Source organism: Streptomyces sp. NPDC050528 (assembly GCF_044457795.1).
Taxonomy (GTDB): domain Bacteria; phylum Actinomycetota; class Actinomycetes; order Streptomycetales; family Streptomycetaceae; genus Streptomyces.
In genome coordinates this window covers 499,495-513,858 of the sequence record NZ_JBITHH010000004.1, presented here as the reverse complement: position 1 = coordinate 513,858, position 14,364 = coordinate 499,495, and the positions used below count along the sequence as shown (strand labels likewise).

General features: G+C 69.7%; 11 protein-coding genes. 8 read left to right on the top strand and 3 right to left on the bottom strand.

Going from position 1 to position 14,364, the window contains the following annotated elements; translation table 11 throughout:
- Position 1 precedes the first annotated feature (1 nt).
- The 4 genes from ACIBK4_RS17245 to ACIBK4_RS17230 all read left to right on the top strand — a co-directional run bounded on the left by ACIBK4_RS17245 (position 2) and on the right by ACIBK4_RS17230 (position 6,120).
- Positions 2-2,980: a hypothetical protein gene (locus tag ACIBK4_RS17245; RefSeq protein WP_398995573.1), complete on the top strand. Its 2,979-nt coding sequence runs from the start codon at positions 2-4 to the stop codon at positions 2,978-2,980.
- 166 nt (positions 2,981-3,146) lie between these two features.
- Entirely contained in the window at positions 3,147-3,575 is a 429-nt protein-coding gene (locus tag ACIBK4_RS17240; protein ID WP_398995572.1) for a Tn3 family transposase, read from the top strand.
- A gap of 470 nt (positions 3,576-4,045) precedes the next feature.
- Positions 4,046-5,251: an FAD-dependent oxidoreductase gene (locus ACIBK4_RS17235; RefSeq protein WP_398995571.1), complete on the top strand. Its 1,206-nt coding sequence runs from the start codon at positions 4,046-4,048 to the stop codon at positions 5,249-5,251.
- Positions 5,252-5,655: 404 nt separating this feature from the next.
- Positions 5,656-6,120: a hypothetical protein gene (locus ACIBK4_RS17230; RefSeq protein WP_398995570.1), complete on the top strand. Its 465-nt coding sequence runs from the start codon at positions 5,656-5,658 to the stop codon at positions 6,118-6,120.
- A 73-nt stretch (positions 6,121-6,193) separates the two neighbouring features.
- Here ACIBK4_RS17230 and ACIBK4_RS17225 read toward each other — a convergent pair whose 3' ends face one another.
- Entirely contained in the window at positions 6,194-7,423 is a 1,230-nt protein-coding gene (locus tag ACIBK4_RS17225) for a PP2C family protein-serine/threonine phosphatase (RefSeq protein WP_398995569.1), read from the bottom strand.
- A gap of 123 nt (positions 7,424-7,546) precedes the next feature.
- Between ACIBK4_RS17225 and ACIBK4_RS17220 the strand changes: the two genes are divergently transcribed.
- Both ACIBK4_RS17220 and ACIBK4_RS17215 read left to right on the top strand, forming a co-directional pair.
- Positions 7,547-8,113, top strand: coding sequence for an AAA family ATPase (locus ACIBK4_RS17220; RefSeq protein ID WP_398995568.1), 567 nt, complete (start codon positions 7,547-7,549; stop codon positions 8,111-8,113).
- Positions 8,110-8,973: a fructosamine kinase family protein gene (locus tag ACIBK4_RS17215; RefSeq protein ID WP_398995567.1), complete on the top strand. Its 864-nt coding sequence runs from the start codon at positions 8,110-8,112 to the stop codon at positions 8,971-8,973. The genes ACIBK4_RS17220 and ACIBK4_RS17215 overlap by 4 nt, the downstream gene beginning before the upstream one ends.
- Positions 8,974-9,081: 108 nt before the next feature.
- Here the strand turns inward: ACIBK4_RS17215 and ACIBK4_RS17210 are convergent, their stop codons facing one another.
- Positions 9,082-10,509, bottom strand: a complete 1,428-nt coding sequence (locus ACIBK4_RS17210) for an alkaline phosphatase family protein (RefSeq protein WP_398995565.1) — start codon at positions 10,507-10,509, stop codon at positions 9,082-9,084.
- A gap of 384 nt (positions 10,510-10,893) precedes the next feature.
- Entirely contained in the window at positions 10,894-12,117 is a 1,224-nt protein-coding gene (locus ACIBK4_RS17205) for a PP2C family protein-serine/threonine phosphatase (RefSeq protein ID WP_398995563.1), read from the bottom strand.
- Between the two features lie 194 nt (positions 12,118-12,311).
- On the opposite strand from ACIBK4_RS17205, the gene ACIBK4_RS17200 reads away from it, so the two are divergent.
- Together ACIBK4_RS17200 and ACIBK4_RS17195 are read left to right on the top strand one after the other, a co-directional pair.
- Complete coding sequence (locus ACIBK4_RS17200) at positions 12,312-12,665, top strand: hypothetical protein (protein WP_398995562.1); 354 nt, start codon at positions 12,312-12,314, stop codon at positions 12,663-12,665.
- A 368-nt stretch (positions 12,666-13,033) separates the two neighbouring features.
- Positions 13,034-14,359, top strand: a complete 1,326-nt coding sequence (locus ACIBK4_RS17195) for an extracellular solute-binding protein (protein WP_398995561.1) — start codon at positions 13,034-13,036, stop codon at positions 14,357-14,359.
- Positions 14,360-14,364: the final 5 nt, after the last annotated feature.

Here is a 14,364-nt window from a genome sequence, read left to right as displayed (position 1 = left end):
GATGCCTGACGAGGAAGAGGCCACGGTGGACAACGGGGCGGACGACGGCGTGGACGAGGGGGTGATTCGGCTCTACGGAGAGCCGTTCGACAGCGGTCTCGCCCTGGCCGAGGAACATCAACTGGCCGCCGATCTCCCTGCCGCGATCGCCGTCTACGAGGAGTTGCTCACCCTGGCCGAGTCCATCGAGGACTCCCCCGACGTGCGATTCCTGCGGGCGCATCTGCTGGCGGACATCACAAGTGTCCGCCTCGTCGCGACAGACCTGGCCGGAGCGGAGGACACCAACAAACAAGCCCGTGCCCTGCTCGACGGCATCACGTCGGCGCCGATGGGCCCGCGCGGCCGGCAACTCTGGCTGGAGATGCTGCTGCGGACGCTGATCGCCGGAGCCGACCTTCTGCGCAGGACCGGGCGGCTGGACGAGGCGCTGGCTCGTCTCGACGAAGCGGCGGTCAAGCTGCCCGAGTTCGACGACCCCGACGGACTGCGCACCTCCGAACTCGGCCTGAACCGCGTGCACTTGCTGATGGACCGGGGTGAGTGGGGAGCGGCCGAGGACCAGGCGTCGGCGCTGCTCTCGACCACGCCTGCGACTGCGGTGGAGACCATCCCGCGGCTCTTGGTCGCCCTCGGAGTGATCTGCTCCTCGACCGGGCGGTTCGACCCGGCCGAGGACTACTTCGCCCGCGCGGAGGACCACTTCCGGGCGATCGGGGACACCGGTGGGCAGCGGACGCTGCTCGCGCACCGGGCGTACACGGCGATGCACCGGGGTGAACTCGACCTGGCGGAGCGGCTGTTCGCGGAGGCGTCCGCGTTCTTCGAGCAGCAGCGGTGGTTCGGTGACCTGGCGGTCTGCGAGCAGGCCCGTGCCTTTCTCGCCGGGCGGCGCGGTGACGCCCTCGGCGCGGAGGAGCTGCTGGCGGCGAGCCTGGCCCGCTTTGAGCGGCTCGGCGCCTCGATCGCCGCCGCCGACACGATGCTGTTGGGCGCCCAACACGCTTACGACCAGGGCGACATCGACGAGATGAAGCGGCTGGCCCAGACCGCCCGGGACGTGTATCAGGAGCGGAAGGTGTACGAGCGGTGCGCGCAGGTCGACCTCATGCTCGCGCGCACTCTTGAGGACAACCTGAATCGGACGAACCACGGCGACCACGAGCGGGCGTCCGTCGACACCGCGCTCTCCCTCGCCCTGCCCGCCGCACTGGCCCTGGAGGCGGCGCGCTACGACTTCGCGACCGCCCACGCCCGTAGTCAATGGCTCCAACTCGCGGACGAGGCCATGCAGTTGGTGTTCCGCCTCGCGATCCGCCGACAGGACCAGGGCCTGCTCTTCGAACTGGCCGAACACCGGTGCGCGGGCGCCTCGTTGGCCTTGGACCGGACCTCGCCCGCCGCACTGGCCAATGCCGACGCCGACGCCGCGTCGGTCTTCCCGAGCGCGGCCATGAAGTCGTACCCGAACCACGATCACGCCGAAGGCACCATGGCCCTCGGCGGTGTCGCGGCGGGCGCCGCCGCCTCGGTCGGTCTGCGGGTCGCGCCGCCGCCGAAGGTGCGGATGTCGGCGCAGTCGGATCCGAACCGTGTCGCGCTCCAGGAGTACATCGCGGGGGCCGAGTTCCGCTATCACCGGCGGATCGTGGACGAGGAGGCGGTGCCGTTCTGGATCACGGACGACCTGACGAGCCGCCCGGTGGTACAGGTCCGACTGGCCGACGTGGGCGATCTGTTCATGACCTGGACGTGGGCGGGCGGGGCCCGGGGCTTCGGTACCGGTCACGGTCCCGGCGGCGAAGTCGACCAGGCCGTCCGGGAGTTGACCGACGCGCTGCCGGGAGTGGGCGAGGGCGCGGAGGGCATGCGGCGGGCCTTCGACTCGGGCGCACTGGCCGAGCACGGCAGCGAACGTCGGCTCGCGCGGTCACTGGCCGAGGCGCTGTGGCCGGAGCAACTGACCGCGCAGATACGCCAGGTGGCGGAACAGGCTGGCCGTCCCCTCGTACGGATCCAGCCCTCGCCCCGGGTCGCCCAGGTCCCCTGGGAACTGCTCGCCGTCGACGACGGCACCGACGTACGGCTCATCGACCTGGCCGATGTCGTGACCACCGCACCGGCATCCTTGCGGCCACGCACTCCGACGAACCCGAAGCCGCAGAGCACGGACGCGGCCCCGAAGCCGCAGGGCACGGACGCCGACCCGGTCGTTCTCGTCCTCGACCCCCGTGTCCCCGGATTCCGCGCGGACTCCCCGCTCGGCTCGGTCCTGGGGCCGCCCGGCTCCGACCCGGAGCTGCTCGCGCTGGTCCGGCGCCGCCTCGACGCGGGCGCGGTCGTACCGTCCGTCGCCACCCCGGCTGAGGCCTTCCGCCGCACCGACCTGGACCGGGACTGGCTGAGCGGCGTGCTGCGCAAGGGCGCCCGCAGGCTGATGTACGTCGGCCATGTGAGCGGTGCGCCGGTCGAGGGCGGCCAGAGCGAGGACGGCACCCTGCACTTGTGCTGCGACGCGGAGGCAACCGGCCTCGCCGAACCTCTCCGCACCCACCGGCCGCTCTCCGCCAAGGACCTCCTGCTGGGCTCGCTCCCCCTGCGCGCGGACGGCGAGCCGGGCGCGCGGATCTGGCCCGCGCCGCCCCGGGTCGCCCTCATCGGCTGTGAGAGCGGCGGCGATCTGCGGTTCGCGGAGTCGTTCGGTCTGGCGACGGCGATGCTGCACAACGGCGCCGAGCTCGTCACCGCGACCCGCTGGGTGCTGCCGACCAGCTTCGCCTTCCACCGGCTCGCCCAACTGCCCGAGTCCGTACGCCCGTTGACGGAGGCGATCATCGCGGTCGACACGGCACACGAGCATGAGGACCCCGTGCGGAGCCTCGGTCAGTGGCAGCGCGAGCAGCTCGACCGCTGGCGCGCGGACGGCCGTATCGAGCACTCGCCGCTGCTGTGGGCGGCGATGACCTCCATCGTCGTATGACACGGCCCTGTTCTCGTATAGCTACCGCCATGCGGCGTGCAGCACGGAGTAACTTCCATAGCCCTCGCCTCCCCGCCCTGACCGCCTCGTCGAGTTGAACGAGTGACGGCGAGGGGCGGGATGGATCCGGCAGAACTGGGAGCCGGAAGACCTGATTGGGCGGGCGGTGCGCACCTCGTTCGTCTGCGACTGCCTCGCGGATGTCGAGATGCGCCCGGAGGTGCACGAGGGATTGCAGGTGGTGGAGAACTGGAACTCCACGAACAAGGACCTCTGCTACGGCAAGGACGGTGACCTGGCCGGTTCGGACAAGGAGTCCCTGGAGGTCATCGTGCTCGCGCTGCATCTGCTCCAGTCCGCTCCAGTGCATGCCAACACGCTGCCGATGCAGGAGGTCCTGGCCGATCCGAAGTGGGCGGACAAGCTGACCGGCCCGGACCGCAGGGCGCTGTCGCCGCTGTTCTGGACGCACGTGAATCCGTACGGCCGGTTCGAGCTGGACCTGAGCACCCGCCTCGATCTCGACCTGTCCGTCCGAGCGACGGTGCCTGGCCCGCGCACCCCGCAGGGGGCGACAGCCGCAGCCCCGGCGTGACACCTGGTGCCCTGCCCGGTGGGTACGACGAGCTCCGCGAGCAGAGCGCCGGGGCAGCCGGATTTTCTTTCCATTCCGGCTCGGACCCGGCGGGGGCAACCCTTTCCACTCCACCCCATGTGCGGCAAGACAACAATTGGGCGAATGCGAGCAGAAATTCCCGGGACGGTCAAATCTTTTCCTCCCTGACCAGACTTTCATCGATTCGTCAAGGCCGGACTCGCCATTTGTCTCGGCAGTCGCTGCGGGAGTGCGAGATCAGTGAAGAACAACAAATCAGAGGGATGATCGGCAGCTGACTGCGGCCTTTCGGTGTACACTTCTGGGGCACACGAAATTGCTTTCCGGTTGGTAGTCCGGACCGCAAGCACCGGGTTTCCGCTCTGCTGCGTCAACGTCCTCCTCTTTAGGGGAGTCCTGGTGTGCTCCGAGTACGAGAAGAAATCTGCACTGGGAGTACTGTGTCTGGAATGCGTATCGTCATCGCCGGCGGCGGACTCGCCGGGCTGACGCTGGCCCACTACCTGAACCGGAACGGCCTGGACGTGGCCGTCTACGAGCGCGACGCCAACGTGGCGGCGCGCGAGGCCGGGTACCGAATCCACATCAACTCCACCGGCACCTCCGCGCTGCACGCAGCGCTGGAGCCGCGCCTGTGGGAGCTGTTCCTGGCGACATGCGGCATGCCGAGCGATGACATGCTGCTGTTCGACGAGCACTTCAACCTCCGCCCTGGCCGGGACAGGTCGGCCACCGAGGGCACCGGGGTGCCCACCGACATCCCCGAGCACCTGGTGGTGTGCCGCTCGACCCTGCGCCGCATCCTCTACCTCGGCCTGGAAGAGGCAGTGCACTTCGATTGCCGGGTCACCGGCTACCGCACCAACCCCGACTCGAGGATCACCGTGTTCCTGGAGGGCGGGGCCACGGTCGAGGCCGACGTGCTGATCGCCGCGGACGGCATCAACTCCTCCGTGCGCGCCCAGCGCCTGCCCCAGGTCCAGATCGCCGATCTCGGCTCGCGGCACATCGCCGCGAAGATCCACCTCACCGACGAGGCCAAGGCCAAGCTGCCGGCGCAGATGTTCAACGCCTTCTCGCTTGCCTACGACGCCGACTTCACCGGGCTGACCCTTGGCCCGCTCGAGCGCACCGACCCCACCTCGCCACTGATCGCGGAGCAGCAGCCCGACTTCCGGCGTGAGGCCACCGCCAACTACGCGCTGAGCATCTTCAACTCCCTCGCCGACCGGATGCTCCCCGACGACGAGCTGTTCACCGCCGGCCCGGACAAGCTCAAGGCGCATGCCCTGCAGCGCGTCGCCACCTGGCACCCCGCCCTGGTCGACACGGTCCGGCTGTGGGACACCGCCACCGTGCAGGCCCTCAAGTGCCGCAGCTGCGTGCCCGCCGACGCCTGGGAGCCCTCCAACGTGACCGTCATGGGCGACGCGATCCACGCCATGAGCCCCGCTCTGGGCATCGGCGCCAACACCGCGCTACGCGACGCGCACACCCTGGGCGAGCAACTGCTCGCCGTCGCCCACGGCGACAAGCCGCTCCTCGACGGTATCGGCACCTACGAGGACACCATGCGTGACTACGCCTACCACGCGGTGCGATTGTCCGCGTTCGTTGGCCAGAAGGTGATCGGGCACCTCCCCCTGCCTGAATAGTCACCGTGCTGCTCGGGTGGTGCGTATGTGCGTATGGACGCACCACCCGAGCACGCGACAACTCTCGGCGGACGAAGCAACACCGGATCGACCGCCGAAGACGAGACCGCGCGGCGGTTGGCGTAAGCGCCGGTTCTGCTTCGGCCCTCTCACAAACGACCCTTTCCCGGAGCAAGCTCGGAAAGGATTGACGGAAGAGGTCCGGATCGCGGATTCACTGTCACAACTCGTTCTCACTCAAAAGTGGAATCGAGCATGTTCTGGGAAATGTTTGTGACAGCATCCGGGCTCAGGACGGGCCATCACACCCAGGTTCGCCCTGCCGCTCGCGCTCGGGTGCGGTCGCCGGGACTCGGCACACCGGCCGCTTCACCAAGGTGCCCCGGCTCGCGAAACTCCTGCGTATGCCCACCCCTGCCGACCGTGGCCCAGGCCAGCCGTGGCGACCTGGCACCCCCGCGCCCGCGCCCGTCGACCCGGACACCCCCGGCGCCGACATCCGCATCGGATACGCACGCTGCTCCACTCTCACCCCGGAACTCCAGACCGAGCGCGAGAACATCCGCGAAGCCACCCTCGAAGTACTGGACACTGCGGCCCGCAAGGGCAACCACGGCGGCCGGCCCCCGGCCATCACCGACGACATGCTGCACACCGTGCTCCGCCGTCGCGCGAACGGCGAGATGGTCGGGGCCATCCAGCCCGACCTGCTCATCCCCACCGGCCGCCGCAAGGGACAGTGCCCCAGCCTCTCCAGCATCTACCAGGCGCTGGCCGAGCACGAGAAGACCCAGGCGTACCCGGAGGCCGTCGAGACCGCGCATGCCGACTTCGCCGCCCTCAAGCAATGCGACCACAGCCCCAAGTAGTTACTCAGTGCCACACATCACCTGGCGCTGGCTAGTACGAGAACAGGGCCGACACGGACCGCTGTCGGACTGGTCAGAGCCGCACGATGATCAGGGCCGTGTCGTCGGTGGCGCCTCCGTGCGGGAGGAGTTCGAGGAGTACGGCGTCCGCGAGGGATTCCGGGTCTGTGTTCTGGTGGCGGAGCAGGGAGTCGGCGAGGCGGGCCAGGCCCTTGTCGATGTCCTCGCGGCGGCGTTCGATCAGGCCGTCGGTGTAGAGGACCAGGGTGGAGCCGCGCGAGAACGTGGTCTCGGCCTGCGGTCGGGGCATCGGGTCGGGACGGGCGTCGAGCGGTGGGTCGGTGGCCCGGTCCAGGAATTCGACGCGGCCGTCGGGATGGACCAGGGCGGGCGGTGGGTGTCCGGCGCTGCTGTAGGTGATGGTGAGGCGGTCGAAGTCGACGAAGGTCGTCACCACCGTGGCGGACTCGGCGCCGTCGACCACGTTGGCGTAGCGGCCCAGGACGTCGAGGGCCTCGGCAGGGCCGTCCGCGACCCGGGAGGTGGCGCTCAGGGCGCTGCGCAGCTGGCCCATGACGCCGGCGGCGGCCAGGCCGTGGCCGACGACGTCCCCGACGGAGACGCCGATGCGGTTGCCGCCGACCAGGTCGACGACGTCGTACCAGTCGCCGCAGACGTTGAGGGAGCCGACGGCGGGCCGGTAACGCACGGCGATCTGGTGGCTCGCGCCCTGGCGGCGGGTGGGCAGCATCGCCTCTTGCAGGGCGAGGGCGACCTCGCGTTCGCGGGCGTGGGCGCTGCGCAGGCGTTCGTTGACCTCCTGCAGTTCGCGGGCGCGGGTGTACAGCTCGGCCTCCAGCACGCGGGTGCGGCCGCCGCCGGACCCGGCGCGGGCCCGGATCAGTTCGGTGACCTCCTCGACCCGGTGGACGAGGAGCACCACCTTGCCGTCCGGGTCGAGCACGGCGGCGTTCACCGGACTCCAGTAGCGCTGCTCCCATTCGCCGGGACACGTCGTCGACTCGACGTCGTAGCGCTGGAGGGCCATCGCGTCGCGTTCGCCGGTGGCTATGACCCGGCGCAGGGAGGTCTCCAGGTTGCGCATGCCGGTGGCGGCCGGGTCGTTCGGGTTGTCGGGGAAGACGTCGAAGAGGAAGCGGCCGACAACCTGCTCGCGGGTGCGGCCGGACATGCGCAGGAACTCCTCGTTGGCGTCCGCGTACACCAGGTCGGGGGTCAGCAGGGCCACCATGCCGGGCAGCCCCTGGAACACCGCCGCGTAGTCGATCTTCGCGTCCGTCATGGCCCTGCCACCAATCGCCGCTATCACACCATTTTCCCACGATATAAGCAGACCGGATGCACCCCAGGGGGCACTTTGCGTACAGCCGGTCACTCAGTGCCACACGGTGGATAGGGTGCCCCGGTGACAACGCCTTCCTCCCCCACCCGGCTGATCGTGCTGCGCGGCAACAGCGCCTCCGGCAAGAGCTCTGTGGCCACCGGTCTGCGTGAGCGGTACGGCCGGGGTGTCGCTCTGGTGCGCCAGGACGTCCTCCGGCGCGAGGTGCTGCGCGAGCGGGACATCCCCGGCGGCGCGAACATCGGCCTGATCGACCTGACCGTCCGGCACGCCCTGGCGCACGGCTTCCACACCGTGCTGGAAGGCATCCTCTACTTCCCCCACTACGGCGAGATGCTGGCCGGTCTGCTCTCCGATCATCCGGGCCGCACGCACTGCTACTACCTCGACGTACCGTTCGAGGAGACCCTGGCCCGGCACGCGACGAAGCCCATCGCCGACGAGGTCACCGAGGAGCAACTCCGGGAGTGGTACACGCCGTTGGACCTGCTGCCCGATGGCGTCGAGACGGTGATCCCGGCGACGAGCCCGTTGGACGGGACGGTCGACCGGGTACTGCACGAGTCCGGGCTCTGCACCTCACCGTGCGTGCACGTCCGCCCGGATTCCGCTCGTACGCCGGCACCGTGATCAAAGGCGAGCGTGCGGGCGCCGCCGCGTCCCGGCTGACCGGGTGCGCGGTCACCGGTGAGCGTCCGCTGTCCGGGGCGGTCACCGAAGTCGCCCTCGACGGCGGGCAGTTGGTGGTGGTCAAGGGTGATGAGGCGCCGGGGGCGGTGCGGGCGGAGGCGGCGGGGCTGCGCTGGCTGGCGGAGGCCGGGGCGGTCCTGGTGCCTGCGGTGCGCGGGGAGGACGGGAACTGGCTGGTCACCGACCGCGTCCCGACCGGGCCGCCGAGTGCGCGAGCGGCCGTCCGGTTCGGCCGCGACCTGGCCGCCCTGCACGCCTCCGGCGCACCCGCGTTCGGGTCACCTCCGCCCGGCGGCCCGACGGAGGCGTACATCGGGCTGGCGCCCATGCGCAACGTGCCCGGCACCGACTGGCCCAACTGGTATGCGGAACAACGGGTGTTGCCGTATCTGCGCCGCGCGGTCGACGCGGGCACCATCCGGCCCACCGAGGCGACCGTGATCGAGCAGGTCTGCGAGCGCCTGCCCCAACTCGCCGGTCCCGCCGAGCCGCCCGCGCGGCTGCACGGCGATCTGTGGAACGGAAACGTCCTGTGGGGATCGGACGGGCACGTCTGGCTGATCGACCCGGCCGCACACGGCGGACACCGGGAGACCGACCTGGCAATGCTGCACCTCTTCGGCTGCCCGCACCTGTCCGAGGTACTGGAGGGCTACCAGGAGGCCACCCCACTCGCCCCCGACTGGACCGACCGCATCGGGCTGCACCAGTTGTTTCCGCTGCTGGTGCATGTGGTGCTGTTCGGCCGGGGCTATGCCGATCGGGCGGTGGCTGCGGCGCGAAGGGCTCTCTCGGGGTGACACCGCCCGCGACGAGGGCCAGGCCGTAGGCGACGACCAACGCCCCTGTCGCGCGGGCGACCCCGGCTGGAAGACACCAACCAGGGCCGCCCACCACACCAGTTCGGGTCAGACGTGCGGGCGGCGGCCCCGTTCCTGGTGGGGGAACTTCTGGTCCGCACCCGGCAGCGTGGGCTTCGGGAGTGTTGCCACTTCCTCCTTCGCCTTTTCCAGCTGCTCCGCCGTGTCGTCGGGCAGGCGGGGCGAGCGCGGGCGGGCGTCGCGGAAGCGGAACGCGGAGGTGAAGTCGCCGAAGGTGTCACGGCGCCAGTCGGTGACGTTCGGTTCCTCGACGCCGGTGAAGCGCTCCAGGAACTGCAGTGCCGAAGTGTGGTCGAAGGCCTCCGAGGCGACCCAACCACCCACGGTCCAGGGCGAGATGATGATCGCGGGGACGCGGAAGCCGCCGCCGATCGGCAGACCCTGGATGAACTCGTTCGCCGTACCCGCGGGCGGGGTCGGCGGCACGACGTGGTCGAACAGGCCGTCGTTCTCGTCGTAGTTGAGGATGAACGCGGTCTTGCGCCACACCTTCGGGTTGGACGCGATCGCCTCGATCTTCGACGCGACGTAGTCCGCGCCGGCGGCCGGGAGGTAGTCCGGGTGCTCGGACTGGTAGCTCGTGGGGCAGATCCACGACACCGTCGGCAGCCGGTCGTTGCGCGCGTCGTCCTCGAACGTGCCGTGCGGCTGCGGGCGTACACCCCGCTCGTACAGGTCGGAGCCGGGCTGCGCGTTCTTGAAGGACGCGAACTGCTCCAGCATGTTGGTGCCGTAGTCGTCCTCCTCCTGGTACACCCTCCAGCTCACGCCGGCGTTCTGGAGGCGCTCCGCGTATGTCGTCCAACGGTACGGAGTCGGGGCGACGTTGCTGATGATCGGGCCGCCCTGCGTGCCGCCGGGGTCGATCGAACCGGTCATCCACATCAGCCGGTTGGGCCAGGTGGGCCCGAACACCGAGCAGAAGTAGTTGTCGCAGATGGTGAAGGTCTCGGCGAGCGCGAACTGGAACGGGATGTCCTCGCGCGTGTAATAGCCCATCACGTAGGGGCCGTTGACGCCGTCGGCCGCGCGGTGGGCCGGCAGCCACTGGTCCATCTTGCCGTTGTTCCAGGCCTGGTGCTGGACCGACCAGGCGTGGCTGGTGGACGGGATGGCCTGCGCGCTGGAGGTGTGCGTGTCGAGGTGGAACGGGAGGAGGTAGCCCTTCGGGTTCACCGCGTCCGGCTGGTAGAAGACGCTGCGCCCGGTGTCGAGTTTGCGTGCGTGCGGATCGGCGAATCCGCGAACGCCGGACAGCGTGCCGAAGTAGTGGTCGAACGACCGGTTCTCCTGCATCAGCATGACGACGTGTTCGATGTCGCGCAGCGAGCCGTTCTTCGGCGGTTCTGCGGCGACGGCTTTCTGGACGCTCGGCGGGAGGAGGGAGAGCGCCGCGGCGCCGCCCACCGCGCCCGCGGCGGAACCCAGGAGTCTGCGACGTGTCAACTCGGCCATGATTGCCCCTTCTTGAAGAGCTTCGAGGGATCTCGTGGACCAGACCTCGGATCACTCTCCGCCCCTTTCGGTATGGGGTGTCAGGGGCGTGCGATGAATTTGCGGCCAACGTGCGGAAAGGGGTTGGCCAAGCCGTGACCGGCAACATCGGGGCGTTGCTCGGGTGTTGCCAAACATTGGGAGACGGCTGGCCTGCGCATGAGCCGGCGGGACCGAGGGCTCCGGTGGCCGATTCGTTTCCCGATTGCGAAGTTCACCGGGCGCCACATCCGGCCCGCGCCCGGACAGCCGTACGGGAACGCGGACACGCGTACGGAAAGATCGGGTGGATCGGCGAGAACCACCCGGAAGCAGCCCGCAGTAGCCCGTAGCGCGACTGACCCGTTATGCCGGATTTCTCGGTCGGAGTCGGGCGGCGATCGCGGCCACGTCGTCCTCGGCCTCCTGGACGTGGAGGCGCAGCACGATGTCGTCGAGGAGGCGGGAGACGCCCTGGCCGGGGTGGAGGCGGAGGCGGGCCAGGCGGGCGAGGGAGATGTCGATGTCCTCGCCGCGGCGCTCGACCAGGCCGTCGGTGAACATGACCAGGGTGTCCTCGGGGGTGAGGGTGAGCGTGGTCATCTCGTAGTCGGCGAGGCCCGTGCCGAGGGGTGGGCCGACGGGGACGGGGATCAGTTCGCCGGCGCCGTCGCGGTGGAAGACGGCGGGCGAGAGATGGCCGGCGCTGGAGAAGGCGGCCGTGCCCCGGTCCGGGTCGAGGAGGGCGAGCAGGCAGGTCGCGGGGCGCCGGTTGTGCTCCTCGGACATGGCAGCGTCCATCTGGCGCAGGATGCGATGGGGCGGGAGGTCGGTGGAGGCGACGTAGCGCAGCATCGAGCGGTACGCGTTCATGTCGACGGCCGCGTCCAGGCCGTGCCCCATGACGTCGCCGATGACGAGGAGGGTGCGGCCGTAGTGCAGGCGTACGGCCTCGAACCAGTCGCCGCCGACGAGGGTGCCGCTGCCCGCCGGGAGGTAGCGGGTGGCCATCTCGACGTTGGGGTGGGGGCGGCTGGGTTCGGTGAGCAGGACCTGTTGGAGGTTCAGGGCGGTGGTGCGCAGGCGGTGGTGTTCGACGGCGTGGTGCAGATGGGCGGCGGTGAGCCGGGCCGCGTAGTGCACGGCGGCGGCCTCGTCGTCGCCGAAGGTCCGGCCGGCGCGGATCGCGAGGAGTGCGCCGTAGGCCTTGCCCCAGGCGGTCAACGGGACGGAGAGGGCGGCCAGTACGCCGTGGTCGTTGGTGGTGAAGGACGTGGTGATCGGGTGGCCCTCGTCCAGGGCGCGGACCATGACGTCCTCGCGGGGTGCGGTCCGCAGGCTGTCGAGCAGTTCGCTGCGGCCCGCCTTCGCCATCGGGTGCAGCATGGCGTGCCGCGCCGGGCGCTCCTCGTCCTGGGCGAACAGGTCCACGGCCGCGGCGTCGCACAGCCCGTCGACGAGGAACCGCGCGCACTCCGCCGCCGTCCTGCGCTCGTCGAGCGTCGACCCGATGGCCGAAACGGCCCGCTGCGCGAGCGCGAACCGATCCGTCGCACCCGCTTCTGACCCGGTAACCCCGTCGCCGTCCAAGACCGTCCCTTTCTGCCGTTCCCCATACCAACACCCGCGCGGGCGTTCGGCCGGTAGCGACCCGTGGTGCGGTGCCATCGGGTCGGGGCGCGGGGCTGGTCGCGGGGGCGAAACTCCCTGGCCGCACGGCCCTCACCGCCGATATCGTCCGACCCGGTCCGACCCCTTGATCCCCCTTGCAGAGAGCCACTCCGATGACGAACCGCCGACCGACGACCACCCTCTGGCGCCCGACCGGCCCCAAGGAGCTGGACCTGGTCCGTGCTCTCGACTGGCGTGCCTGGCCGCCCCGGCTGCCCGAGCAGCCGATCTTCTACCCGGTGCTGAACGAGGACTACGCGATCAGGATCGCCAGGGACTGGAACGTCAAGCACGACGGCGCCGGTTTCGTGACGCGCTTCGAGGTGGAGTCGGAGTTCCTGTCCCGGTATCCCGTCCAGCAGGCGGGCGGCCGGACGATCCTGGAGCTGTGGGTGCCGGCCGAGGAGCTGGCCGAGTTCAACGCCCACATCGTCGGCGAGATCCGGGTGGTGCACGAGTTCCGGTGAGCCTCCGGGGCGAGGCTCCGTGAACCAGGCCAGGGAGTTCAACTGACGTGTCCGGCAACACCAGTTGCCCGGGCGGGTGCCGTCGAGGGATCCGACACCCTCGACGGCCACCGCGCCGCCGCTTCCCGGACGGCGACTCCCGGCCACCGGATGTGCGGGTCGCCGTAGGACCGCTGTCCCGGGCGGAGTGCGAAAGTGTTTCGTAACCGAGGAATTTCCCGTGCTTGTCCTGGGTGTGAATTCCGTGTCAGTGTCCCGGCCAGCAGGCAGGCGACCCGCGGTGGGGGCATCCGAAAATCTTTCGGTCCGGCTTCCGTTTTCGATCTGCCTGGCTGACCTACGGCATGCCGAAAGAAGAGAGGCACACCATGCGGGGAATCCCGGTCACCGGACATCTCGGAAGCCCGAGAATTCGACGCGCCGTCGCGGCCGCGGTCACTCTGGCCGCCGCCGCGAGCCTTGCCGGCTGCGGGTCCTCGGGCCCGTCCACGAGTTCGTCGTCCAAGGGCCTGACGGTATGGGCGCTGAACGACCAGACGATCCTCAAGCAGTCCGTCGACGCGTACAACAAGGACCACGCCGACGCGAAGATCACCCTGCGCCTGTTCGCGAACGACGACTACAAGCAGAAGCTGCGCGTGGCCTTCGGCGCGAACCAGGCCCCGGACCTCTTCTTCAACTGGGGCGGCGGCGCCCTGAACGACTACGTCAAGGCGGGCAAGGTCGACGTCCTCAACGCGTCGGACGTGAACGCGGACCGGTACACCGACAGCGTGATGCAGAGCGCGACCTTCGACGGCAAGGTCTACGGCGTTCCCGTCAACGGCCTCGCCCCGGTCGTCCTCTACTACAACAAGAAGGTGCTGTCCGACGCGGGCGTCCAGCCCCCGAAGACGTACGACGACCTGCTCGCGGCCGTGAAGAAGCTCAAGGGCAAGGGCGTGACCCCGCTGTCCCTCGCGGCGAACTCCAAGTGGCCGACGCTGATGTACCTGGAGTACCTGCTGGACCGCACCGGCGGCTCCCGCGTGTTCTCGAAGATCGCCTCCGGTGACGCGGCCGCCTGGAAGGACGCCTCGGTCACCAAGGCCAACGAGAAGCTCCAGGAGCTGTCGAAGGCCGGCGCCTTCGGCGACAACGCGTCCTCCGTCAGCTACGACCAGGGCGCCTCGACCGCGCTGCTCTACACGGGCAAGGCCGCGATGGAGGTCATGGGCACCTGGGAGTACGCGAACATAGCCAAGGCCGCGCCCGACTTCCTGAAGAAGGGCGACCTCGGCTACACCGCGTTCCCGGCCCTGACCGGCGGCGCGGGCAGCCCGGCGAACATCGTCGGCAACCCGTCGAACTTCCTGTCGCTGAACAAGTCGACCAAGCACAAGTCCGAGGCGCTGACCTACCTGAAGGACTACATCCTCAACGGCTCCCAGGTCGACGCCTACCTCGCGTCCGGCAGCGTCCCGCCCGTCAAGGGCCTCGACGCGAAGCTCGCCGCCGTGAAGTCCTCGTCCGACAAGGCGTGGCTGACCTTCGTCTACGACCTCGTGGACAAGGCCCCGAGCTTCCAGCTCTCGTGGGACCAGGCGCTGCCGTCCGACCAGGCCGACCCGCTGCTGACCAACACCGACAAGTCGTTCCTGCGGCAGATCGCGCCCGCGGACTTCGGTACGAACATGAGCAAGGCGGGGTCGTGACGATC